Annotated in this window: 21 protein-coding genes; 8 read left to right on the forward strand and 13 right to left on the reverse strand. The window is 45.2% G+C overall.

Annotated features, from left to right (window positions below; genetic code table 11):
* Window positions 1–94: 94 nt before the first annotated feature.
* Both galE and BLT07_RS07395 read right to left on the reverse strand, forming a co-directional pair.
* Entirely contained in the window at window positions 95–1,111 is a 1,017-nt protein-coding gene (galE, locus tag BLT07_RS07390; RefSeq protein WP_091867274.1) for a UDP-glucose 4-epimerase GalE, read from the reverse strand.
* Window positions 1,112–1,217: 106 nt separating this feature from the next.
* Window positions 1,218–2,387, reverse strand: coding sequence for a DegT/DnrJ/EryC1/StrS family aminotransferase (locus tag BLT07_RS07395; RefSeq protein WP_091867275.1), 1,170 nt, complete (start codon window positions 2,385–2,387; stop codon window positions 1,218–1,220).
* 157 nt (window positions 2,388–2,544) lie between these two features.
* Between BLT07_RS07395 and BLT07_RS07400 the strand changes: the two genes are divergently transcribed.
* Both BLT07_RS07400 and BLT07_RS07405 read left to right on the forward strand, forming a co-directional pair.
* The gene (locus BLT07_RS07400; protein WP_091867277.1) at window positions 2,545–3,780 is read left to right on the forward strand and encodes a 3-deoxy-D-manno-octulosonic acid transferase; all 1,236 of its coding nucleotides are present in this window, start codon (window positions 2,545–2,547) and stop codon (window positions 3,778–3,780) included.
* 31 nt (window positions 3,781–3,811) lie between these two features.
* The gene (locus BLT07_RS07405; protein ID WP_091867278.1) at window positions 3,812–5,131 is read left to right on the forward strand and encodes a sugar porter family MFS transporter; all 1,320 of its coding nucleotides are present in this window, start codon (window positions 3,812–3,814) and stop codon (window positions 5,129–5,131) included.
* Between the two features lie 497 nt (window positions 5,132–5,628).
* Here BLT07_RS07405 and BLT07_RS07410 read toward each other — a convergent pair whose 3' ends face one another.
* From BLT07_RS07410 to BLT07_RS07425, 4 genes are all read right to left on the reverse strand, one after another.
* Entirely contained in the window at window positions 5,629–6,972 is a 1,344-nt protein-coding gene (locus BLT07_RS07410) for a Gfo/Idh/MocA family protein (protein ID WP_091867382.1), read from the reverse strand.
* Window positions 6,973–7,063: 91 nt separating this feature from the next.
* Window positions 7,064–8,449: a 3-keto-disaccharide hydrolase gene (locus tag BLT07_RS07415; protein WP_394331307.1), complete on the reverse strand. Its 1,386-nt coding sequence runs from the start codon at window positions 8,447–8,449 to the stop codon at window positions 7,064–7,066.
* Between the two features lie 191 nt (window positions 8,450–8,640).
* Window positions 8,641–10,302 (reverse strand): RagB/SusD family nutrient uptake outer membrane protein, encoded by a 1,662-nt coding sequence (locus BLT07_RS07420; protein WP_091867280.1) that lies wholly within the window; start codon window positions 10,300–10,302, stop codon window positions 8,641–8,643.
* 29 nt (window positions 10,303–10,331) lie between these two features.
* Window positions 10,332–13,325: a SusC/RagA family TonB-linked outer membrane protein gene (locus BLT07_RS07425; RefSeq protein ID WP_091867282.1), complete on the reverse strand. Its 2,994-nt coding sequence runs from the start codon at window positions 13,323–13,325 to the stop codon at window positions 10,332–10,334.
* A 327-nt stretch (window positions 13,326–13,652) separates the two neighbouring features.
* Between BLT07_RS07425 and BLT07_RS07430 the strand changes: the two genes are divergently transcribed.
* Window positions 13,653–14,630: a sugar phosphate isomerase/epimerase family protein gene (locus BLT07_RS07430; RefSeq protein ID WP_091867283.1), complete on the forward strand. Its 978-nt coding sequence runs from the start codon at window positions 13,653–13,655 to the stop codon at window positions 14,628–14,630.
* 174 nt (window positions 14,631–14,804) lie between these two features.
* Window positions 14,805–15,512: a Crp/Fnr family transcriptional regulator gene (locus BLT07_RS07435; protein ID WP_091867285.1), complete on the forward strand. Its 708-nt coding sequence runs from the start codon at window positions 14,805–14,807 to the stop codon at window positions 15,510–15,512.
* Between the two features lie 45 nt (window positions 15,513–15,557).
* Here BLT07_RS07435 and BLT07_RS07440 read toward each other — a convergent pair whose 3' ends face one another.
* Window positions 15,558–17,504, reverse strand: coding sequence for a M1 family metallopeptidase (locus tag BLT07_RS07440; RefSeq protein WP_091867386.1), 1,947 nt, complete (start codon window positions 17,502–17,504; stop codon window positions 15,558–15,560).
* Between the two features lie 181 nt (window positions 17,505–17,685).
* On the opposite strand from BLT07_RS07440, the gene BLT07_RS07445 reads away from it, so the two are divergent.
* Together BLT07_RS07445 and BLT07_RS07450 are read left to right on the forward strand one after the other, a co-directional pair.
* Window positions 17,686–17,883, forward strand: coding sequence for a hypothetical protein (locus BLT07_RS07445; protein WP_091867287.1), 198 nt, complete (start codon window positions 17,686–17,688; stop codon window positions 17,881–17,883).
* A complete protein-coding gene (locus BLT07_RS07450; RefSeq protein ID WP_091867289.1) occupies window positions 17,880–18,479 on the forward strand; it encodes a DUF6515 family protein in 600 nt (199 codons plus the stop codon). The genes BLT07_RS07445 and BLT07_RS07450 overlap by 4 nt, the downstream gene beginning before the upstream one ends.
* A 151-nt stretch (window positions 18,480–18,630) precedes the next feature.
* Here the strand turns inward: BLT07_RS07450 and BLT07_RS07455 are convergent, their stop codons facing one another.
* From BLT07_RS07455 to BLT07_RS07470, 4 genes are all read right to left on the reverse strand, one after another.
* The gene (locus BLT07_RS07455) at window positions 18,631–18,906 is read right to left on the reverse strand and encodes a hypothetical protein (protein ID WP_091867291.1); all 276 of its coding nucleotides are present in this window, start codon (window positions 18,904–18,906) and stop codon (window positions 18,631–18,633) included.
* A gap of 42 nt (window positions 18,907–18,948) precedes the next feature.
* Complete coding sequence (locus tag BLT07_RS07460) at window positions 18,949–20,679, reverse strand: APC family permease (RefSeq protein WP_091867293.1); 1,731 nt, start codon at window positions 20,677–20,679, stop codon at window positions 18,949–18,951.
* A 203-nt stretch (window positions 20,680–20,882) separates the two neighbouring features.
* Complete coding sequence (locus tag BLT07_RS07465) at window positions 20,883–21,383, reverse strand: hypothetical protein (protein WP_091867296.1); 501 nt, start codon at window positions 21,381–21,383, stop codon at window positions 20,883–20,885.
* A 296-nt stretch (window positions 21,384–21,679) separates the two neighbouring features.
* A complete protein-coding gene (locus tag BLT07_RS07470) occupies window positions 21,680–21,961 on the reverse strand; it encodes a hypothetical protein (protein ID WP_139205115.1) in 282 nt (93 codons plus the stop codon).
* Between the two features lie 456 nt (window positions 21,962–22,417).
* Between BLT07_RS07470 and lpxD the strand changes: the two genes are divergently transcribed.
* Entirely contained in the window at window positions 22,418–23,425 is a 1,008-nt protein-coding gene (gene lpxD / locus BLT07_RS07475; RefSeq protein ID WP_091867300.1) for a UDP-3-O-(3-hydroxymyristoyl)glucosamine N-acyltransferase, read from the forward strand.
* A 69-nt stretch (window positions 23,426–23,494) separates the two neighbouring features.
* On the opposite strand, the gene BLT07_RS21180 is transcribed toward lpxD, so the two are convergent.
* Window positions 23,495–24,043, reverse strand: a complete 549-nt coding sequence (locus BLT07_RS21180; RefSeq protein WP_217633299.1) for an alpha amylase C-terminal domain-containing protein — start codon at window positions 24,041–24,043, stop codon at window positions 23,495–23,497.
* Window positions 24,044–24,056: 13 nt separating this feature from the next.
* Window positions 24,057–24,836: an alpha-amylase family glycosyl hydrolase gene (locus BLT07_RS21185; protein ID WP_217633300.1), complete on the reverse strand. Its 780-nt coding sequence runs from the start codon at window positions 24,834–24,836 to the stop codon at window positions 24,057–24,059.
* Between the two features lie 238 nt (window positions 24,837–25,074).
* Here BLT07_RS21185 and BLT07_RS07485 point away from each other — a divergent pair, with 238 nt between their 5' ends.
* A complete protein-coding gene (locus BLT07_RS07485; RefSeq protein ID WP_175455275.1) occupies window positions 25,075–25,521 on the forward strand; it encodes a response regulator in 447 nt (148 codons plus the stop codon).
* The last annotated feature ends 45 nt before the right edge of the window (window positions 25,522–25,566 follow it).

The following is a 25,566-nucleotide window of genomic DNA, read 5'->3' on the forward strand; positions in this document are numbered from 1 at the left end:
TCCGTAAAATCACGTAATTAAAAAATATATGAGCGCCATACCATGCTAGCCTATCTGATTAATCGTTTCCTAACCGGGGTGGCTTCAATTTCCTTTACCCCCGTATCTTCTGCTCCCAATCCCAAGCCGATTTCATGGCTTCGTCAAGGCTGAACTGCGCTTTCCAACCCAAAACTTCGTTGGCCTTCGTGGTATCGGCATAGGCGGAAACGATATCGCCCGGCCTTCTATTCACTATCTTATAATTCAATTTTTTACCCGACACGCGTTCGAAGCTTTGAATGACCTCCAGGACAGAACTTCCTTTTCCCGTACCCAAATTGTAAACTTCGTAATTCTTTGTATTCTGGCCTTCTAGAAGTCGTTTTAAAGCTTGCACGTGTGCTTTGGCCAAATCGACCACATGGATATAATCTCGAACGCAGGTGCCGTCTTCGGTGGGATAATCATCACCGAAAACGGACAGCTCTTTGCGAAGTCCGGCCCCAGTTTGGGTAATAAATGGCACTAAATTCTGGGGGACACCTATGGGCAGTTCCCCAATTTCTGCAGTCGGGTGGGCACCCATGGGGTTGAAATAGCGAAGGGCGATTGCATTCAGGTTGGGTGTCACCAAGCAGGTATCGCGAATAATTTCCTCACCCATCTGTTTGGTATTTCCGTAGGGCGATTCCGCAGGTTTTACGGGGGCATCCTCGGTAATAGGCATTTTGTCGGCCTGCCCGTAGACCGTACAGGAGGAACTGAATATAAAGCTGGATTTTTCCTTTTTCGATAGTTCTTTAAGGATGTAGACCAGTGTTCCGATATTGTTCTCGTAGTACAGTAAGGGTTTTTCAACGCTCTCTCCCACCGCCTTGGATGCCGCAAAATGGATGACTCCCTTTACATCGTCATGCCGTTTGAAGAAATCGGAGACTTTTGATTTATCCTTCAAATCCATTTTTTCGTACAGCGGCATTTTACCGGTGATGGCGTTGATACCCTCCAACACTTTTTCGGATGCGTTCGAACAGTCGTCAATGATAACCACCTCGAAACCTTCATTTTGCAATTCGACTACCGTATGCGAACCGATAAAGCCGAGACCACCTGTTACTAGTATTTTCATTTGGAATATGTGTTTTTTTAGAGTGTATTGTTTGGGGTTGAAAAATTATAGCGAAAACAACGGGTCGATTATTGGATGCTAGATGCTTAATGTCGACTGGTTAGTTTCAGCCATTCACAAAATCAATAACCGCCTTTGTGATAAACCTGATTTGCTCATGGTCAAGCTCCGTGTGCATGGGCAGGGAAATGACATCTTTCACCAGTTGGTTCGTTACCGGAAAATCGGCTTCGTTGTATCTTTCATCCGCGTACGCTTTTTGCTTATGCAAGGGAATGGGATAGTATACACCGGAAGGAATATCCTGTTCACCCAAATGCTTTACGAGGGCATCACGCTTTCCGTTCGTAATGCGTAAAGTATATTGGTGAAAGACATGGCAATCGCAGGTATCGCAAATATTTCGGTCGCAACGGCCATCGCAATAATTGACCGTTTTTGGCACAATAATGTTTTCCTGACCCTTGAACGCCGCGGAATATTTTCGGGCAGCCGCCCTTCTCGCGTCGCAGTAGCCGTCCAGTTTTGGCAATTTGGCGCGTAAGACTGCCGCCTGAATGGAATCCAATCGAGAATTGACCCCGACTACATCGTGATGGTAACGCTCGTACATGCCGTGGTTCACAATTCCGCGCAACGTGTGGGCCAAATCATCATCGTTGGTGAAAATTGCGCCACCATCGCCGTAGGCGCCCAAGTTTTTGGAAGGAAAAAACGACGTCGCCCCGACATGGCCGATTGTTCCCGCCTTTTGCTTGCTGCCGTCCTCAAAGGTATAATCGGCGCCGATGGCCTGAGCATTATCCTCGATAATATATAGGTTGTGCTTTTTCGCTAAGGCCATAAGAGCCTCCATGTTGGCACATTGTCCGAACAGATGAACGGGAACGATGGCTTTCGTCTTGGGCGAAATCGCCTTTTCGACGGCCTTAATATCAATATTAAAGGTATCGGGTTCGACATCGACCAGAACGGGAGTCAGCTGCAAGAGGGCAATGACCTCTACCGTTGCCGCGAAAGTAAAATCGGCGGTAATGACCTCATCACCGGGCTGCAGCCCCAGCCCCATCATGGCAATTTGAAGGGCATCGGTACCGTTGGCGCAGGGTATTACGTGCTTGACGCCGAGATAGGCCTCCAAATCCTTTTGAAAGGTCTGTACCTCCGGCCCGTTGATAAAGGCGGAAGTTTCCATTACCTCTGCAATGGCTAAATTCACCTGCTCTTTTATACCTTCATATTGGCCGCCCAAGTCGACCATCTGGATTTTCTTCATGTAGAAATAAGTATTGATTATCGCTTATTCGTCGATCCATCCGGCAGGCACAAATAGCCTTAGCATCCGAGTAATCCGACTACCGCAACAAAAATACGAAACCAAGATCAAGAAGTCAGGGAAAGAAGCGTAATTTAGCCCCCCAAACCAATCGGCAGTGTACGCTATCTACAACCTGATCGTTAAAATTTCATGGTTCTTCCTAAAAGTCTTGGCGCCTTTTAAGTCCAAGATCGGACTTTTCGTATCTGGACGAATGGAAACTTTCGGACGGCTTAGCACGGGCATTTCCAAAGCGGATAAAGTAGTATGGATGCATGTGGCCTCGTTGGGGGAATTTGAACAGGGACTTCCTATCATCGAAAGGTTACGCGCCGAATATCCATCCCATAAGATTCTGATTACTTTTTTTTCCCCCTCGGGATACGAGGTCAAAAGGGATACATCGGTCGCCGACGTGGTGGTCTATCTTCCTATGGATACAAAGAGAAATGCATCCCGTTTTTTGGATACGGTACACCCGGAGTTGGTCATTTTCGTCAAATATGAAATCTGGCCCAATTACTTAAGGGAACTTGAAAAAAGGAAGATTCCCGCTATCCTGATCTCCGCAATTTTCAAAAAAGAGCAAATCTATTTTAAGGCCTATGGTGGATTTATGAGGAAGGCCCTCCGCAAGTTCGATCATTATTTTGTGCAGGATGCCGCATCCCAAAAACTATTGACATCCCTCCAAATAAAAAATACTACCGTTACCGGGGATACCCGTCTCGATCGTGTTTCGGAAATTTTAGACAGCAACAATCAACTCGATTTTATGGAGGCTTTTAAAAAGGATAGGCTCTGTTTTGTCGCCGGAAGCACCTGGCCTGAAGACGAGTCCATTTTAATCGATTACATAAATCATGCACCAAGAAACCTCAAGTATATTTTAGCGCCGCATACCATAAAAAAGGATAAAATATTAGGACTTGCCGGAGCGATTACCAAAAAGAAAGTGCTTTTCTCGAATATCGATTCAACTACCATCGGCAATTGCGAAGTGCTTATCGTAGATACCATCGGACTGTTGACAAAAATTTACAGTTATGCCGATATCGCCTACGTGGGGGGTGGTTTCGCAACGGGACTGCACAATACTCTAGAACCGGCCGTATTCGGAATTCCGGTTATTATCGGTCCCGATTACGAAGGCTTTAAGGAGGCTGAAGATCTTGTGGCACAAAAGGGTATCCTTCCGATTGCAGACCAATGGACGTTCGGCGAGCTGATGAAAAAAATGCTCGATAATCCCGAGTTCCGTAAGAAAACCGGGGCTATAAATGCCACGTACATCGCTAAAAACAAGGGGGCAAGCAACCAGATTATGACTTATATTCGTACATTGCTATAACCAAACATTGCGATAACCGACAAGCCAACCTATGAATTCCAAAATCTTAAGAATTTCCTTAATTGCCGCCTTAGCGGGATTTTTATTCGGTTTCGACACCGTAGTTATCTCAGGGGCAGAGAAAAAACTCCAACTTTTATGGGATTCATCGGATGCCTTTCACGGATCGGTCGTTATCGGCATGGCACTTTGGGGTACTGTGGTCGGCGCAATTTTCGGGGGAATTCCGACTAATAAGATAGGTAGAAGGAACACCCTGATCTGGATCGGGGTGCTTTATTCGGTATCCGCCATCGGCTCGGCCTTCGCCAATGACCCTATCACCTTTGCCGCGGCACGCTTTATCGGCGGTCTCGGGGTTGGAGCCTCAACCGTCGCCGCACCGGCCTACATTTCGGAAATCGCACCCGCAAAAGACCGGGGCCGTTTGGTGGGTTTCTATCAATTTATGCTCGTTTTCGGAATTTTGATGGCCTTTGTTTCCAATGCGTTACTTAGCAACGTTGGCGAAAACGATTGGCGTTGGATGGTCGGTGTAGAGGCCTTTCCCGCCATTATATATACCTTATTCGTGGTTACGGTACCTAAAAGTCCGCGATGGCTATTGACCAAAGACCGCACGGAGGAAGCCCGGACAGTACTTGCCTCTATAAATCCTCAACTGACCGTAGAAAAGCTAAAAGCCGATATGAACGAGGGCATCAACGAACATAGCGCCTCGGAAAATATATTTATGAAAAAGTACCGATTTCCGCTGATGTTGGCATTTTTTATCGCTTTTTTCAATCAGTTTTCGGGTATCAACGCCTTTTTATATTATGCTCCCCGAATTTTTGAGGCGGCCGGACTCGGTGAAAGTACTGCACTGCTAAGCAGCATCGGTATCGGAATAACCAACATCGTCTTTACCTTCGCCGGTATTTTTCTTATTGACAAGTTGGGCAGAAGACAGCTCATGTATATTGGGTCATTCGGCTACATAATCTCTTTATCGTTGGTCGCGGCGGCGTTTATTCTGGAGTGGGAAGGTATGGCCGTACCCATTTTTCTCTTTCTTTTCATCGCGTCGCACGCTATTGGACAAGGCGCGGTCATCTGGGTTTTTATTTCGGAGGTATTCCCCAATCATCTCAGGGGATCGGGACAAGCCTTCGGCAGCTCTACACATTGGGTATTGGCGGCCATTATTCCATCTTCGGTGCCCTTCTTATTTACTGCAATCGGTCCGGGACCGGTGTTCGCATTCTTTGCCTTTATGATGGTCTTGCAATTGCTATTCGTCCGCTTCCTTATGCCAGAGACCAAAGGGGTATCTCTTGAAGAATTGAGTAAGCAATTTCAGAACAAATAGGTTTGAGGCCGCTAAAACTGGGGGTGTGTATCATTCACTCGATAAATTATAACCCACAAAAGCGAGCAACGTATCGAAATAATTTCCCGTACAACGGCAAAACATACTAAAAACTAGACAGTTAGTCGAAAAAACTAGCACCTGCAATAAAGAGCTTTTAATTTTTGCGTATCTTAGTTGAAACAATACTAACGATTATGGAACGAGAACTAAGCCCTGGTGTTAAATTGCTAAATACGTTTTTAAGAATAATGATTTTCTGTCTGGTACTCATTTTAATTGCGATACCCGTCGCCTTTCTTTTGGACTTGATTGGTATTTTGTAAGATTCTTAAGATGTAATTCTATAAAATCAATGGTTCGTGCTTTTCGAATCGTGAAAATATTTTTTGACTTTACCCTAGGAAAAGACCCTTGTAGAAAGGGTCTTTTTCTGTTCTATGATGAAAATCAATTTCACACTTTTTGAACCTACTTAGAGGGTAATTTCGTGATTCTTACACCGAAGGCTCCCAACCCTCGGCATACTCTCTTTTCCACCAGTCCTTCATCACCTTTTCATTATTCGTCACTTTACCTGTGGCCGGATCTATCTTTAGGGTCTCTCCCGCATCTTGGGCCATGTTGCCCAAATGGCAGAGCATCGTGGTCACGCTGGCCTCGTTAATATCGGAATTCAAGGATTTATCTTCACGGATGGCCGCAAAAAAATTACCCACATGGTTCACGTCGAGCTGACCCTCGCCACGGGTATTCGTACCGGCGCTTTGGCCACCGCCCTCTTTTTCCTCTTTGATCAGTTTACCGCCCAGATCGTATAATCGATATCCGTCTCGGCCTAAGGTAATGATGCCTTTGCTGCCGTAGATGGTGGAACCCCTTCCGGGCTGGTCGGGCATAATGACCCCTCGGCTATGACCCGTCCAGGTGATGAATTTATCGTCGGGATATTTGAACGTAAGCTGTTGGTTATCGACAAATTCCCAATCGTCGTCATAGGTATATTTTCCGCCGAACGAGGTCACGCTATCGGGCAGGCCAACCCCTAATGCCCATCTGCAGATATCAATTTCGTGTGTACCGTTGTTGTGCACCTCGCCGGTACCCCAGTTCCGAAACCAGTGCCAATTGTAGGGATGAACATTGTCGCGATACTCTTCCCGTACCGCAGGACCTTGCCACATTTCCCAATCCAAGGTCGGCGGAACTTCGATTACCTTTCCCGTTCCGATGGAGCCCCTGTTGTTCGAGTAGTATGCCTCACCTTTGTAAACGTCACCTATAATACCCTCGCCGATTTCTTTGACCGCTAAAATAGAAGTTTTTGCGGAACGTTGCTGGTTGCCCATCTGAACTTTCTTAGCATACTTATTTTGGGCCTCGACGAGCAATCCGTTTTCATGTGGATTATGGCTACAGGGTTTTTCGACATACACGTGCTTTCCCGCCTGTAAGGCCATGATGGCCATGGGTGCGTGCCAGTGCTCGGGGGTAGCGATAAAGATGGCGTCGATATCTTTATCCTCCAAAATCTTCCTGAAATCCTTTTCCACTTTGGGGATATAGCCCATATTCTCTTGACACCAGGCATTGTGTTCTTCCAGAATTTTGTCATCGACATCGCAACTGTAAATTACTTTGGCGTTTGGGTCTTGCTTGATGGCCTTAAAATGAGCCTTCGCCCGGCTATGGATGCCGATTACCGCACAATTGATATGTTCGTTTGCACCCCATATACGCCGATAACTCGGTATTGACATGGCGTTGATACTACCACCAAAAGCGATACCGGCCGCTCCTGCGGATGCTTTTTTAATAAAATTTCTTCTGTTTTCTGACATAATCATTTCTATTTTTTCGGCTTTTTGAAAGATTGGATTTACTTAAGCAACCCTTTTCTTGCTGAAAGCCATGTAAGCTTTTCGCCTAAACTTATTTTTCTCCTTCGGGTAGGGTTCGAATTTTTATATTCCTAAAAGAAACCAGATTACCATGGTCTTGTAAAAGAATGTGCCCTTCATCCGATTCGCCAAAATTCGGCCATTTGGCGTACTTGCTCTCGGAGACGAGTTTTTTGTATTCGGGACTCTTACGTTCGTATTCCAGCACTTTTACGCCGTTCAGCCAATGTTCAACATGCATGCCGTCGGAGACGATTCGGGCGGTATTCCATTCCCCGATCGGGTTGATCGGTTTGTCCGGATCGGCGGGAATGAGGTCGTACAACGAAGAAACGGTGCGGTTACCATTCTTGCCCAGTTTGGCATCGGGGTGCCGCTCATCGTCCAGCACTTGATATTCAAGGCCAATAGAGGAGCCTTCGCCCTTGTTCATGTCGGTATCTACAAAATATTTGATGCCGCTATTGGCGCCTTCGGTAAGCTTAAAGTCGGCCATCAGCTCAAAATTCCCATACAGATCTTTGGTGACGATATCACCTCCCGCAGCGGATTCTTGCCCGCCTGAGGAAAGTACGCTCAAAACACCATCCTCGATTTTCCAACCTTCTTCGGGGAATTCGTCGAGCTTTGCGCCGCGCCAGCCGTCAGTGGTTTTTCCGTCCCAAAGCAGCTTCCAGCCGTTATCCTTTTCAGATTGGGTCAATGTATTCTTCGTGGTAATCGGTGGTATCGGCGAGGGTTGGTTGTATTTGGATAGGCTGTCGGTCAGGATTTTAATGTTTTTCCACATTATTTCGGTACCTGCCTTGTTTTCCTTAGGAATGGCGTGTACTTGCAATGCGATAAACCCTTCGGCGGTTTTGTCGTCGATAAGGTTCGCTGCCGGCACGCCGTTGATCCAGGTCTGAATGGTATCGCCAATGGCCTCGATACGATAGTGGTTCCAGTCGTTCTGTTTGAAAGCTTTTTGCGCATCGGGATTATCGGGCAAAGGATTGAGCCAGCCTCTTCTGCCCTCGTCGTAGATGCCGGCACTCCAGGCCCTGTCGGAAGGATCGATTTCAACCTGATAGCCATGCACTCTCCCATTTTGATAATAGGGAAAGCTGTTACTACGGATTTGTATTCCGGAATTCATAGTAGAATCTACCTTATAATCCAGTTCCAAAATAAAGTCGCCGTACATTTTATCGGTGGCCATAAAAGAATTGGGCGTATCGTGTACCGTACTTCCCACAACCATGCCATCACGGACCTCGTAATTAGCTTTGCCGCCTTTTTGGGAAAAGCCGTTAAGGGACTTACCGTCAAAGAGATTGACCCAAGGGGTATCGTCTTCGGGGCCTTGGTTGCAGGCTGATAGAATCATTAAAGTGGTGAATAGGAAAAAGAAATAGGGAGTTTTTGTTTTTGGCATTTTCATTTTCATGTTAGGGATTGATTTGATGTATTGTATCAGGTTCTTTTATATACCATCTCAAGGTACGGATTTAATAGGATTTTTTAAAAGCTATTATATTTTTTCTGACTATTCACCGCCAGAAATTTCGAAAATGCTAAAAAGCCAATACAGAAGTACTGGCTTTAGCATAAGAAAACTATGATATATTATTGCGGATATCCGGGGTTTTGCGGATAGCCACCCTGAGTTCTATCGATCTGTTCTTGGGGAATAGGTCTTAGCGTATGATAATCCTGTATGTTGGCGGCAGCGGGATTGTACAATCTCGTCCGCTCGACCAGTTTACCGGTACGCACTAAATCCCACCAACGCCAGCCCTCGCCCGCCAGTTCCCGGGCCCTTTCATCCAAAAGGAAGTCAAGGTCTACGTCTGCCGCGGTTATTTGAATGGCCACTTCCTGGCCAGCCACGGCGGCCCTGGTCCGTACCACATTGATATCATCGGCGGCACCCGCCGCATCGCCCTGTTGTAGCCTTGCCTCCGCGCGCAATAGATAGGCATCAGCCAATCGCATCAGAATAAAATCGCGTTGCCCCTGTTCTTTTTGGCGGTCCGGTCTTGTCGGATCGATCCATTTGTTCAGTGATGGAAACAACCTTTCCGAATATTCATCGTCCGTAACCACGATGTAGGGTTTGGTGTCCTGTCGGGATTGCGGCCATAAATCGTTACGCATGGGACCGGGAATGAAGATAGCCGTATCACCAATGGCCAGTGCGGCCCTCGCTGGCTCCCCGGTATCGGGGTTAGCCTCGGTGGCATCCGCACCTGCATTGGAATACCAAACATGTTTAAAGGAAGCATCGTACCTAACGTCGTTATCCCTATTCCATAAAGACAACATGAATTCGGTCGGTCGGTGCCTTTTCCATGGCCTGCCATTGGCAATATCCCGTGTCATTCCACGACGGACATCGTATTCCTGCAAGAAATAAAGGTGGCCGCGATGGCCATACTCATCAATACCGCTGTCTACCTGCTCTTTGGAATTAGAAATGACAAAAATCATTTCGCTATTCATCTGATTGGTAATATCAAAAAGACTGGCAAAATTGTCTAACAAGGCGAAATCATAATTGTTGATCACATTCCCGAACAGGGTTTCTGCCCTAGCGGCGTCGTTGCCTTCGGAGAAATCGGTATAACTTCGGGTCAAAAGTGCCTTGCCCAACAAAAATTCCGCTGCCGGTTTGGTCGCCCGACCATAATCAGATTGGGAATCGGGCAAATTGGCAATGGCAAACTCCAGATCCGGTACGATGGCCTGACCGTAAATCTCAGCTTGTGGGGTTTTATTCGCCGCTATCTCAACATCGACAGTCTCCTCAAGACTAAGATGTGCGTCACCATAGGTAGTAACAATCTGAAAATAGTACAGTGCCCTTAAAAATCGGACTTCTGCAACACGTACGGTTTTCTCAGCCTCATCCATTTCCACGTCGGTAGAACGATTGATGACACCATTCGCTTGGTTGATTCCTCTATACCAGGTCTGCCAAGCAAGCTCTACGTAGTCTTCCGCCGGATTAAGGTCGGTATCATAAAAATTAAAGGATTTATGACCCCCGTCGGCACCGTTGGTCCAGATATCGGTTCCGAAGGTGGTCATCGCGAAGCCCGCTTCTTGGCCATAAAAAGGTTTTAAAAGGGCGTAGGTCGCGTTAACCGCATCTTGTAGGCCTTTTTCCGTCGTGTAGTACGAAGCGGCCGAAACATCGGTGACCAATTCTTCCTCAAGGGCATCACTACACGAATTGATCCAAAGCCCTAGAGCCAAAAACCAAATTAAATATATCTTTCTATTCATAATATGACTGTTTTTTAAATCTATTTTTGTTAAAATGTAGCGCTTAATGATAAGGAATACATTTTACTACTGGGCACCACGCCGCTATCCAGAGTACCTTCATCTTCAGAAACTTCGGGGTCAAAAGTTTCATAATCGGTGATAAACCAAAGATTTTGTCCCGAAATCGAAATTTTTAATTGTTGCATGCCTAATTTTTCGGTTATCGAATTGGGCAGGTTATATCCCAAAGAAATGTTTCTCAATTTTATGAAACTGGCATCAAAATAAGATAACGACGATCCGCTTCTAGGAAATTCTTGATTAACGTTCGGTCTTGGGTTCGCATTACTCGGATTGTTTATGGTCCAATAATCCACGTCCAAATTGTTATATCGACCCGCCAGCGTATTATTGCCAGCGTTGAAGTCAGATTGCAAAAACTGCCCCTGACGGAAATAGAAGAAAACCCCCAATTCCAGACCTTTATAGGAAAATCTATTGTTAAAGCCACCATAATAATCCGGGGTGTCGGTACCCAAAATCTTACGGTCATCTGGGGTTATCTGTCCATCTCCATCCAAATCGTTCAAGCGTATCTCCCCGGGCACTTTTTGCTCTTGCGATAATGCCAATGCGACTTCATCGGCTTGGTATATTCCTATTTTCTCATAGTCAAAAAACACATTGATAGGCTCCCCAATAAACCATTGATTACCTATATCATCGGTCGGAGTTCCATTTTCGTCGGTTAACGCCAATTCCACGATCTCTTCCCTATAACCGGCTATGTTGAAATCCATCTTCCAAGAGAATCCCTCCGGGTTATCCAAAATGCCGGCACTAACCGCAAATTCCAATCCTTGGGTTCTTGTGGCGCCGATATTCTGTAATATGTTGTCATAGCCCGAGGTAAATGGAAGGCTTCGGTTCAACAGGATGTCGACTGTGTTGGTCCGGAACCAATCTACCGTACCACTGATCCGACCGTTCAGCACCCCGAAATCAATACCAATGTCCAATGTTTTGGACACCTCCCAGCCTAACGCAGGATTGGGTATTTCCGAAAGGGCGAAACCAAGTGCCGTACTTTCACCATAGGCATAGGGCAAGCCCTGTAGCCTACCTGCGGTCTGGTAGGGTTCTACGGAGGTGTTACCCACCTCCCCATAGGATGCCCGAAGCATTAGCTGAGAAATAGACGTGTCTGTCAAGAACGACTCCTCCGACATCCGCCAACCCGCGGAAACCCCGGGAAAGTAATCCCATTTATTCCCTTCTGCCAATCTCGAGGAGCCATCGGCCCTTAAGGAGGCTTGAAACAAATACTTCCCATTTATGTCATAGTTCAATCGCCCCATAAAAGAGTTTAAGGTCCATTCCGACAAGAAAGAATCGGCAATGCTATTATCGGCCGAGCCCAAGTTGTAAAATTTCTGTGACTCATAGGGTATACCCGTTACCGAAGCGGAAGAACCTTCCGTTCTAGAATGTTGGGTACTCTGAAGTAAAGTAACCTTTAGATTTTGGTTTTCGGTAATGGCCTTATCAAAAGTCAATAAGTTCTCCAGTGTGTATCCAGAAATATCTAAATGGTTGATTGAGGCATCGCCCGGGCCACCTCGGTTATCATTGGTCAAACTGCCCCTGAACTGTCCCCGTCTGCCCAATCGAATATCCGGCCCGACGGTGGTTTTCCATTGCAATCCATCCATGATATTAATATCCAAAAAGATGGGCGCAAAAATATGGGTGAACTTTCTTTCATCGATATAAGCATCTGGCACCAATTCGTTCAAAGGATTCGTACGAATACCATCATTGGTAGGCAAAAACAAAAGTTCACCCTCATCGTCATAGGGCACGCCCAACGGATTATTGGCCAAAGCTTCACCGATAGTAGCACTGGAACCCCAATTCTGCACCGAATTGGTAATCAAAAAGGAAGCCCCGATCTTAAAAATATCATTGATACGATGATCGATATTAATCCTACCCGAAAACCGTTCATAATCTTGGTTGCTGATAATGCCCTGCTCTTTAAAGTAGCCCAACGATGTGTTGAAAGTCGTTTTCTCGGATCCTCCACTGACACCTAATTGATGATTGGTCTGATACCCGTTACCGACGACCAGATCAAGCCAGTCGGTAGAACGGTTCTGGGCTAGGGACTCCGATTCGACCGGATCTAATAGTACTTGACTATCCGGTGGGATAGTGCCGTCCCAAGAAGATCGTCTGGACTCTCTTTTCAGGTCGGCAAACTGTTCGCCATTCATCATGTCTACCAGTCGCGTTGCCGAAGTCAGACCAACTTGGCTACTGTATCGAACTTTGGTCTTTCCCACTTTGCCCCGGTTGGTAGAGACCAACAGCACCCCATTGGCGCCCCGAGAACCATACACCGCCGTGGCAGCGGCATCCTTTAATATTTCTATGGAAGCGATATCCTGTGGGTTGATATCGGACATGGTTTCGGAACCATCGATCAATGGAATACCATCGACCACATATAACGGGTCGTTGGATGCGGTAATCGAACGTCTTCCCCTAATCCGCACGGTGGACGTTTGGCCCGGTCTACCACCGCTGGATTGAATATCTACCCCTGAAATCTGCCCCTTAACGGCATCGATAGTATTTGAGGTCTGGACTATACTTAGTTGTTCGGCATTTACGGAAGCTATGGCCGCTGTCACTTCACCCTTCTTCTGGGTACCGTAGCCGACCAAGATTACCTCGTCCAATAGGGCGGCATCTTCCTCCAACGAAACGTTTACAGTAGATTGACTGTTTACGGCAACTTCTTCGGAACTATAACCGATGTAGCCGAAAACCAAAATTCCGTCGGAGGCCACGTCAATGGAATAGTTTCCGTCGAAATCGGTAGTGGTACCATTGGTTGTACCCTTTACGACAACACTTGCGCCTGGCAAGGGTATGCCTTCGGGATCGGTAACCGTACCACTTACCTGCCCGAACGCGGCTTGTATCGATAGTAGCACAAACACTATCGGAAGAAATAGAAACTTGGTCTTTTGCATATCAAAATTTTAGTTGATTTATTGGTTGAGAATGTGTTGTTAAGGCAATGTTAACATTTGCGAATATAAAAATTAATTTAGGATAAAAGATTTTTTCTTCGCATTAGGCGGGAAAAATAGGTAGGGTTTGTAGTAAATTAACATATTCATCCCGTACAGCATACTTTTGCTTTAAAATAAAACCAACGCTTTTATTTTGAGATGTCTTCCATAAACAGGATTACACTACTTTGACAAGATTTCAATTTCGAAATTTGGAGGAATACCGGTTATTCAAATAAAAAGTCACCATGAGTTCTTATATTTATGCTTTAAAACCATAGCCCTATGCCAAACAAGATTACCCGAAGAAAAGCCTTGACCACTAGCGTAAAGGCTTCTATGGCGGCCATGTTCGGTTATGCTTTCGCCCCGATTTCACAACCCACGACCGGCCACAAGACGGATACAAACCTAAAACTGCCCTTTCGAATCAGTTTAAATACCTCAACGATATCCGCATATAAACTACCGGTCGATCAGCAGATCGACAAGGTGGCCACGGCCGGTTTTGACGGAATCGAGCTTTGGATGAGCGATGTCAAGGCGTATTTGGAAAAAGGGGGCACCACGATTGCATTAAAGAAAAAGCTACAAGCGGGAAACCTAATTTTGGAAGATATGATCGGATTTTCGCCTTGGTGCAGCGATAATCTCGGAGAACGGAAAAAAGCGGTTGCACAGCTTCGCGAAGAGATGCTGCTGACCGCCGAACTGGGCGGAAAGTACATTGCCGCTCCGATCCTAAGCCTCAAAACCCTCGACCGCACGAAATTCGATGCCTATACCGAACGCTATGCGGCTATTCTTGACCTGGCAGCCGATACGTCGGTAACCCCCTTGTTGGAACTTTGGGGCATGGGTGCCTTACACAACCTTGGCGATTGCGCCAAAATCGCTATCGATACAGGGCATCCCAATGCGGCGATACTCCTCGATTTTTACCACATATACCGGGGTGGCAATGCTTGGGAAACTTTGGACATCCTAAACGGATCTCGCCTGCCGGTCATACATATGAACGATTATCCGGCCACCCCGAGCCGCGAAAAACTGACGGATGCCGATAGGGTATTGCCGGGGGAAGGCATTTGTCCGTTCAACGAAATCCTTCCCAAATTATACGCTTCCGGTTTTAGTGGCGGCCTTTCGGTCGAGCTTTTCAACAAAGGATATTGGGCAAGTATGGACGTTGATACCCTTCTGAAAATGAGTTATGAATCCACTTTCACTATCGTAAAAGAAATAGTGGATGACCACGGTTGAAAAAGGATGAATTTCGGATTCCATTTGGAATCCTAAAATAAGAAAAGGGATATCCAATATTTCCCTACCGATGCAGCCGAGGGAACTTTAGTGGTCCTTTAGTCGTGTTGGAAATGTATGGTTTTAAAAAATCGCTCCGCAAGTTGCTTCTGAGAAAATTAAAAAAAAACGCTCATGAACACTGATAATCCCCATTTTCTAAGGTGCCTTGAGACCCTCAAGGATGCTTTGCTTTTTAGGGATGTCAGTGTTCCTGCCCTTTCCGATATGCTGGCTTCGATGACCCGGACCCAATGGAAGATCCGCACTTTTAAAAATGGCTCGGAGATAGGGTCAACGCTACATTTTATCGTATCCGGCCGGCTGAAGGAATATCAGATCAATCCGCATACCGGCAGGGAGCGCACCATTTTCATTCTTTCGAAAGGAGATGTCTTCGACATCTTAAGTTTGATGGATTCAAAATCCCATGAGGTGTATTGGGAAGCCCTAGATCATTTGGAAATTTTAAACATTGCCCTAGCTGATTTTAGGCAATGGATTAATGACTATCCCGCTATGAACAACGCCGTTCTTCGGTATTTAGGCACTCGAATTCGGCAATTGGAAGAAGGTACGACCGATATTACATTACACAACACCCTGATCAGGCTTTCGCACCTGCTTTTGAACCATATTAACCTGCAGTCGCAGCAACTCGAACTGATCAACAATCTTCCCCATAGTGAAATTGCCAGTCTTATCGGCACAACCAGAGCAGTAGTCAACCGCCATATACAGGAACTGAAAAAATGCGGTGCCATTACCGTAAGTCGTAGCCATATCGACATTCAAAATGCCGAATTGTTACTGGCGATTGCAGAAGAGAAGTTTGTACCTTAATTCCCATTTGGCAAATCGTGCCAAAAACCGGACGAGTAGGCCGCTCTATTTGGAATACGTTGCCACAGGCCATATGTCATTCGAAAAGTTGACGTCGGGCACCATTTTATCCGGATCCAGTTCTACGCTTTTGACCGTTTTATCGGTATCCAGCAGATAGTTCCACGTATTGCCGCGCTCCCAGATTTCAACAGGTAGTTTTAGGGTTTCCGAAGTTCCATCCCCATAGCCGACCTTCAACGTCACGGACATGGGCATGTCGCCCTTGTTGGATAGAATGATCACATAGTTGCCTTGATAGGGCACTACATTGTCGATGGCTAGATCGATCTTTCCTGTGCCGTAGAACCATCCTTTCCAGAACCAGGCCAGGTTTTCGCCCGCCACATTGTCCATCCTATTGAAAAAATCACGGGGTTGCGGATGTTTGTACGCCCATTCCTTGATATAGGATTTGAAAGCCGTATCGAACCGTTCTTTCCCTAAGATATATTCCCGCAGTAAAAAGAGTCCGGTAGCGGGCTTTACATAGGCGGTCATGCCCAAATTTCGGATATCGACCACATCGGGATACGTCTCTATGCCCTGGCTATTCGGGTCGAGATACCAATTCACCTTGCTTCGGGTCTGGTCGAGGTCGCCCGAAAATTCCCCTTTGTTGAACGTTTCGCTACTGTAGTAGTTGAGAAAGGTGTTGAAGCCCTCATCCATCCAAGGGTAGCGGCGTTCGTTGCTACCGACGACCATGGGAAACCAGTTGTGCCCGAATTCGTGGTCGGTAACGCCCCATAGGTCTTTGCCCTTGCTCTGCCAGTTACAAAAGCTCACGCCCGGATACTCCATTCCGTTGATTTCCGCGGCCACGTTTACCGCCACGGGATAAGGATACTCGAACCACATATTCGAATAGTTCTCGATGGAATTCTTGACGTATTCGGTAGATCTTCCCCAAGCTTCCTTACCTTGACTTTCTATAGGGTAGACGGACTGGGCCAAGGCCTTTTTACCACTGGGCAGATCGATTTTGGCCGCATCCCAAACAAATGCCTTGGAGGAGGCAAAGGCCACATCCCGTGAATTTTCCATCTTAAAATGCCAGGTCAGGGTACCCTCTTGCTTGGCTCTAAGGGTGGCGTCGTTCACCTCTTCGGGCTTTACGATAAAAACGGTAGAATCACTTTTGGCGGCCATCTCCATTCTTTCGCGCATAGTGGCGGACAGTACTTCGTTGGCATTTTGAAGTGCCCCGGACCCTACGACAATATAATCGAAAGGCGCGGTAATATAATAGTCGTAATCGCCATAATCGAGGTAGAATTCCCCGGCCCCCAAATAAGGCTCCACGTTCCAGCCTTCGATATCATCAAAAACTGCCGCACGCGGATACCATTGGGCCATGGCGTAGATGGTACCGTTTTTGGTGTCTACGCGACCCATACGATCCATCCCTTTTTCCGGGATTTTGTAGGTAAAGTCCATCGAAATGGTTCCCTTGCCCCCTTTGGCGGGAATGGGCTCGTTAAAAAACACCTGCATACGGGTATCGCTAACGATATGTTTTGAAGAACTACCGCGTTTGACGCTTGCCTTGAGATTCGATATTTCGTAGCCTCCGTCGATATCGCCGTTGTAGCGGTTACCTCCGATAGGTGTGGTCAGGTTTCCCCTTGAATTTTTCATGAACCGGTTCTGTTCCATATTCATCCAAATAAAATCAAGGTCTTCGGGACTATTATTGGTATAGGTAAGCGTCAGGGTTCCTGTAAGACTGTTCTTTTCGTCGTCAAGCGTGGCATGAATCTCGTAATCGGATTCATTTTGCCAATATTCAGGGCCTGGTTTGCCAGAGGCCGTGCGGTATACATTGCCATTATGGCCCATAAATTCACCGAACAGAGATTGGTTATCCTTATCGGTATCCTGCGCTTGGGCCAGGTCTGAAACAAAACAGCAAAGCGCCAAAGCCCATGCTATACTTTTGAAATAGCTCATTGTTTTCATAGTCGTTCAAATGATTTAAAATTAAATAGCCACGTTAATCTACAGCGTAAGCGAGTGGCAAAGATACAAGTTGAAATACTAATGAAGTGCTACTTAGGTAGCAGTTTCGAATACGGCATTGTCATACCTTTACCTTGTTTTTATAAAAGTCAACAATTTAATATTCAAAGTTATGGTACACCGTATTAGCGAACGCGATCAACTTGGCAGATTACACGATCGCCACAAAAGATTGTCCCTCGATGTCTACGACCACTTGAGCGCGGCCGAGGAGAAAGAAATGGTAGCCGCCAAAAAAGAGCTGCAGGCCATCGAAAAAGAACTTGCAACTTTAAAGCAAAAGTTGCATTCCAAAAATGAACAGCTATGAAAAAACTAGGTATTTATATTGTATGCACATTATTCTTATCGGGCGGCGCCCTGTATGCGCAACAAAAAAGCACTGAAATCGTTCAAAACGAACAACAGGAGGCCACACAAGACATGCATCCGTTCTTACAACGAAAGGCTACGGTCAACGATAGCCTTAAAGTGGTACTATTCGGTACCGGGGGAAGGTTCGCCGAGCACCGCGGGCTTGCAGTAGATCTTGAACCTTTGAAATTTGAAGATACCAACTACTATCTTGATCATGGCGATTTTTACATCTATAATGGTGGCCGATACTTGTTGGTGGCCCCGCCGACGGGATTACAAATAGGCAATCTGAAAGAACAAGTGCCCCATTTACAGGAGGTTGGCAATACGGACTACTACGGTAATGGTGTTTTCTATAGAAAAAGCAACGCCAACGCATTCGAAACCGAAGTGGCCCCAGAAGGTGCGATTATCTATGAACTGCCCATACTGACGGAAACGGTAACCATTGACGATGAGGCCTATTATGAATATTTAGGAGTGTTGTACGATAAAGTATTTGTCGACGGCGAACAAGGTTTTAAGGTCGTAGGCGAGTTGATGGAATGATAGCGAGGTATGAATTGAAACCTATTCAGATGAAAAAAGTATGTATTGCGTTGGATTATAGCCTAGCCGCAACGCAAGTAGCGGAAACGGGATATAGGTATGGATTTCTAACGTAAATTGACACCGTCGGCCATGCGCCGCTCAATCCGTTCTATTTTTCAAGCATCGGGAATATTCCTTTTGGGATTACATGCAAATCTAGCCCTAACTTCTGTACCGCCGCTTCGATAGTACGAACGGTGACCAATTTTGAGGTGCGGACAATAAATTCCCTTGGGGAAACTTCTTCGATCGGCAGCACCATTTGTACGCCATCGACTTGTTCAAGCCCCATCTTTATCTTGTTCATCAAGATATCGGTATTGGCATTGGTGGTAAATATCCGGCCGTAATTTCCGGGAATAACATTTTCGGTCAATAAACTCATTGGTTCGTATTTAAATTATGTATCGTTCAGTTACAGGGCATTTCAAATGATAAGCCGTACCTCACCCAGTTCCTGTATGGCATACTGGAAGTCCTCGCCAGGGGCACCAATGAACATGAAATTGGTCGGGATTTTCCATCGCCTAGAAAGTTCCTGTATCTTTTCCGGGCCAAAGACCCCAGGTTCCTCGACAAACTCTATACGGATATCGGGGTAGGCCCTATCCAGCACCTCGATATCACTTTTCAGGTTTGTGGCCACACTATGGCCATCATCGAGAACGGCAACAATCTTGATTTTGTGGGTAGGCTCGTTCCGTTTTACGTACTGCATAACCTTGTTCAGGGTCTCTACATTGTCGTGATTGGTGAAAAATACAAATTGTTGGCCCCTTATTTTAGCCAGTTCCCTTTTGGTCGCTTTGTTGATCTTGGCCCATACTTGGCTTTTGTCCGGGGAAATATAATCAATAAGGGAAAGAATACCCCTCAGGATGTAATTGTGATAGAACATAAAGAAAACTACGAACAGGGTAGGAATCAGGTATTCGATGAAAATGGCCAAATACGGCGGATTCAAAATTACATTTCCAACGATAGCGGCCACGACGGCCGCAATGGCAACAAAAACAGAAATCCAATTTGCCCTTTCGGGACGGGGCAATCGTTTGCGGTTGATCTTCAGCAGAAGATTACCAATACCGAACAGTGCCATTACCGTTAAAAAAGCGATAGTATACACCCCTGCCAATTTAGCGAGATCACCCCCGGTAACGAACAATATAGAGGTACACAGTACAAAAAATAAGATATAGATCGGATACGAACTGTTGCTCTTGTTCTTTTTCAATAAAAATCTGGGCAAAATGCGGTCCAGTGCCATACGCTCCATCAACCCACCTACCCCAACAAAAGAAGTAAGCACGGCCCCACTTAAAACTAGGGCGGCATCGACGCTCACCAAAAAAGAAAGCCAATTTCCCCCGGAGGTTTCCCCCAAATAGGAAAGTAGTGCATCTTGATTACTGCCTACTAGATCCATAGGAATAATGGCGAGTGCCAAAAAGGCAATCAAAGGGTTGAACACGCTTACCACGATCCACATATTGCGGAGGGTCTTTGGAAAGACGCCTTTTTTTTGTTCTTCCACATAGTTGGCGGAACTCTCGAAACCACTGATGCCCAACATGGCCGCGGAAAAGCCGAAGAACAGCGCCATACCGATACTACCTTCGATAGGTAGTTCAAAATTGGTCAGCAACACCTCAAAACCGTTGTGAAAAAAGAAGTAGATACAAAAGCTGCAAAGTATGGTCAGCGATAGCAAGTGGAACAGAAAAATAAAAATCGCCACTTTTGACGATTCCCCGATACCTAAGATAACTAAGCCCATAAACAACAATAAAATACCTATCGTCACCGGTATTATCGGTATGATGGGCCAAATGCTATGGGCGTACTTCACCGCTTCACTGGCAGAAATCACCGCCGTAGCCATGTAGGAGAGAACGGTCAATGATGCCGCAATCGATGCCGTTGATTTCTTCGTGGTGTTCAATAAAGCGTTATAGGCTCCTCCGTTCAATGGCAGTGCCCCTACTACTTCCCCATAAATCCTTCTGAACAAAAAAAGCACCCCTGCTACCATCAAAAGGGAAATCCAAGCGTACTGCCCGGCGTAAACTATGGCGAGAGCCGATACATATAGGCAAGATGAACTAATGTCGTTTCCGCAAATAGCGGTCGCCTCAAGTTGATTTAGCTTTTTAGGCATAAAAATAGTGTTAGTATCATGGAAGGTAGGTTCAAATTAATCGTTTTCAAAAATAAAATTGATTTTATTGACCCTAAAATTATGGATAAAATCGTGCGGGCATACGAAACCCGATGGTGTTCTTTCATGATACTATTCAGTGCGGCCGAGCCAATGCACTGATTCGTAGTGTATTTCGGATGTCATTGATACAAGAACACATTTCATAACTCGTCATCCGCATGCCCTTCATCAGGTACGGCCTCTATCAAGGGCTTCCCTTTTAAAAATTGTTGTCGCAACGTTTCCATTTGTTCACGCAGGTCATCGAGGTTCGAAAAATGTTGATCGAAGTTGCCATCCATGAAATTCTTCCCAAAAAATTCTTTGGTAAAAAGGGAATCCCGATTAAAGAAACCAGCCAGATCTTGATCCTTCAAATCTCCGAAGCGTTCACCAAAAGCCGCACCAAAATGTTGCATAATACTATCCATTTCCTCATTGGTCAAATTCTGAAGGCTATTATCGGACGACCACGAGTAAATCGAGTCATACTTTATCATATTCCCGTTTTCATCGAGCTCTTTATCGACCTTCCAAGTTCCTTTTGGTACTTCTTTCAGCGGTTTATGGTCATTTTGTGCCATCTCAGGTTTATTTTTATCCTGAGCACTGCATCCGGTAGCCAAAAGTGCTGCCATCGAAACTATAGCGTACGTTTTCATTTTGATGAAATTTAAATTTGCTGTTCAGTTCACTTTCTAATTTCAGTTCAATTTTTAAATTTTCAAAAAACCAATATAAAGTTCGAAAACTAACAGCAGTTCACCAAAAATGAAGGGGGTTAAAGCGCTCACATTTAAGTAATTTACGGAATATTTAACGGTTGATTTAGAAGGCGGGCTGTGTACAATTCAATTTATTTCTTTCCACCACTGTGAGAACAGTTGATCCCCGTCGTCAAGATAGACCACCTCACCAACATATGGCGTTACAATTGCACAGTGAAAATTCTGTTCGTTTAGCGCAGTAATTCGTTCCAAGGGGCATCCCATGGGTGATTTGCCAACACAAATTTTGAGGAATGTCCGAACCATACTAATACATTACTCTCCGTGGGAAGTTGTAGCAAATCGGTCTTGATCGAGGGAACGGTATCCGTTCGTCTCCGCCTCGGAATTTTCTTAAAGAGAAAATTATAAGTGACGTTCGCCATAGAATAACCCTCGGTCAACATAGGGGTAAAGCGTATATTTTGGAATTTCCCATCCTTAAAATTTGGTGATCGTTTTATCCGTTCCAACCGTTTTCCCTTTGGAACTTTGCCGAATTGAGGGTGTTGCTTAAAAAGGAAGGGTATTGCAATCAGGACTAACAAAATGCTAAAGAATAGTGTCACGGGGCATTTTTATGACTTTATAATAATTAGGTATTTGATACAAAGTATGCACTTCTTACTCTTTAAATGAATACTCACGACAAATCAAATTGGTATTGGTAGTTCGAAAATTTATCAAAAAAAACGTGAAATTTCAACTATCCGGACTTTCGTCAAAATTGGAATGGCGATAGATTCTAAGGAATATCAGGCGGCAATATGGGTATTTCTACCCATTCTTAGCAATTGATTATTAATGTCCTAAATTAATCGTTACCTTGTGGAACCTAAGATGTTCATTAGAAAAGGTATTCGGGCACACTGACAACAGGCTCCAATACTATTACGAACATCGCATTCTGATAACCAATACAACCATTCATGCCATCGTACTCCATAAGAGAAATCAACACTATTTTAAAAGGTGAGTTAATAGGTGACACCACCCAAAAAATCGAAGGTCCCGAAGAAATACAAAAGGCAAGCACCAATCACATCACCTTGATAGGCAGTACCAAGTATTTGAAATATTGGGCCGCCTCAAAAGCTTGTGCCACGCTGATCGATTTTAATGTGGATATGGAGCCTGGCGATAATCGGGCTCTTATTAAAGTGAAAAACGTCGATTTGGCCATGGCGGAACTATTGAAGCTTTTTAATCCCGCCACCCCTGTTTTTGATATCGACATCCATCCAACTGCCGTGGTACACGAAACCGCAAAAATAGGTGACGGCTGCAAAATCGGTGCGAATTGCTATATCGGAAAAGATGTTGCTTTAGGAAAAGGGGTAACGCTATATCCAAATGTTTGTGTGTTCGATGAAACTAGTGTGGGTGATAGCACCATCATTTGGTCCGGTACGGTTATTCGTGAACGCTGTATGATTGGCAGTCACTGTATTTTTCATAGCAATGTGAGTATCGGAGCTGACGGTTTCGGATATCGGCCATGTGATGATGGCAAAGGACTGGTCAAAATACCACAGATAGGCAATGTCATCATAGGTCATGATGTCGAAATCGGCGCCAATTCATGTGTTGACAGGGGAAAATTCAGTGCCACTATCGTTGGTGACGGTTGTAAAATCGATAATTTGGTACAAATAGCGCACAATAGTATTATGGGCCGTTCTTGTATCATGGCGGGGCATAGTGGTCTTGCAGGTTCTGTAACCTTGGGCGATGGTGTTATTATAGGGGGAAGTGCCTCCATAAAAGACCATACCACCATACATTCCGGTGCTACCGTTTGTGCGGGCTCGGGGGTCATGAACGATGTAGAAGCGGGAAAGACGGTTTTAGGCTATCCGGCACAGGATGCAAGGGATATGTTGAAACAATGGGCAGCTGTACGGCAGTTGGTCAAATGTAAAAAAACCGTGTCTTGAAAGCTGATCTTATCACTTCTGTTTTCCATAAATTCGATTTTACCTTAAAGGGAATATCTCAATTTGCGCTTAATCGTAATCCCTTCGATTTTTATCACATCCGTTCAAAATCAATGCCCCATACTCTGCAATGGAGAACGTCAATTTATGGGGCTGGTTATCATAAGGTTCGCCGCTCGCCATGTGTAATTTTGCCTTAACCAAACTAAAATCCTTTTCATCATAACCGTCACAACTACTGTTGAAGGCGGTTTCCCATAGACCTCCAATGGGTACGCCTATATCGTAATTTTCAAATGTGGAGTTCGAAAAATTGATGATAACAAGCACAGGACAATGCCCATGCTCATCATGGGAGCGGGTGTATGCCAAGATCTTATTGTCATGGTTAAAATGGAGAGTGTTAATGTGCTGCCCCTGTAACCCCCTAAGTTCGTCGCTCAAGTCTCCGACCCTTAGCTTTATTAGGTCTCTATACAATTTATGAATCCCCTTGAATTTGGATGCTTTTTTCCAATCCAGGCCCTGGGTATCGTCAAAATATCCGTCCTCCAAAAATTCCTGACCTTGAAAAATCATAGGAATACCCGGGGCGGTGAACACAAGTAAGGCCCCCAAGACAGATCGTTTTTTAGCAAATGCGCTGTCGGCCTCTCCCGTTGTAAAAATAGATACCACCCTTATCATTTTCCGACCAACCGTCGAATTGCCACAAATCGGTGTCCGATGGCCCGAAATGATTATAAACTACATCGATTATTACGGCAATACCATGGCCATGGGCCTTGTCTACAAATTCGGCAAAAGCATTCGGACCGCCATAATCCGATTCTATGGCAAAAGGTGCCGCGGGATTATAACCCCAAGAAATGCCACCCGCAAATTCGGCAACGGGCATCAGTTGAACGGCGTTTATGCCCAAGTTTTTCAAATAACCCAATATTTTTTGGGCACTTTTAAAGCTTCCTACCTTATCTTTTTTTTCCTCACGATTGAACGTACCGATATGCATTTGATAAATCATCAATTTATCGAGGTCGGCAATCTTGAAATCACTCTCTTTAAAAGAAAACTTGCGTTTGGCCACTATAGAATTGCCATCACTATTCGTCATCTGTCTCGTAAAAGGATCGTTTCGCAATTCAGACCTGTTCTTTGAATGCACGGCAAATTTGTACTCCATCCCCTCCTTTACCTTCGGTATGTCAAGCGTCCAATAGCCATCGCCTTCAGCGTGCATGATGTGATCTTCTTTCTTCCAAGCATTGAACTCCCCGACTACCGAAACCTTTTCCGCGTTCGGCGCCCAAACCCTAAAGGTCGTTCCCTGACCACTCTTGGGTATAGCACCCATTCCCGGTTGGGTTTCTATTTTTTTATGTTTCGGTTTCTTTTTTGTCGCTGTTGCCATACGTATTTTTTTTCGGGTTAAAGGAACAGGGGAAATTAGAATCCTGCGTTTTTGAACGAACGAATTACTATCCCAATAAATTATGGCTATCGATGATTTTGATTGGAAAGAACTGTAGCACTAAAATTTAGCCTCAAAACCACCAATTTCACTTTTTTGGGTCAATTTCGGATGGAATAGGTGCAACGCAAGCAAACAAATCCCACTAATTTTAAAGAATATTTAAGAAAAAATGCTTATGGAACAGCTTAATTTATATCTCGCCGATGATGATGCCGATGACCGGGAATTTTTTATAGAAGCTTTGGAAGAAATTCCCGTGCGGACCCAGGTGAGCGAATTTAGTAATGGGGTGGACTTGATGGATGCCCTTTTTTCAAAAGAATCCCTTCCGGATGCCGTATTTCTAGATTTACACATGCCCCTTATGGACGGTTTCGAATGTTTGACGGATATCCGTAGCTTTCCACAATTCGCCAAAATAAAGATTATTGTTTATTCTACCTCCTATCATGAAAGGGAAGTGAATCAGCTGAAGGACGATGGTGCCGACCATTATTTGCAAAAACCAAATTCTTTTCAAGAACTAAGATCCTTGCTCTTTCAAAGTATCAGAATTCTGGAACATGAACAAAATACCCCGAATACCCCTGGACAGTTTATTCTTTTGGCGCAACCCTTATGATGTTTTATTGAGCCATCGATTCATCTCGGAATGCAAATCTACTTT

Source organism: Pricia antarctica (genome assembly GCF_900101815.1).
Lineage (GTDB): Bacteria > Bacteroidota > Bacteroidia > Flavobacteriales > Flavobacteriaceae > Pricia > Pricia antarctica.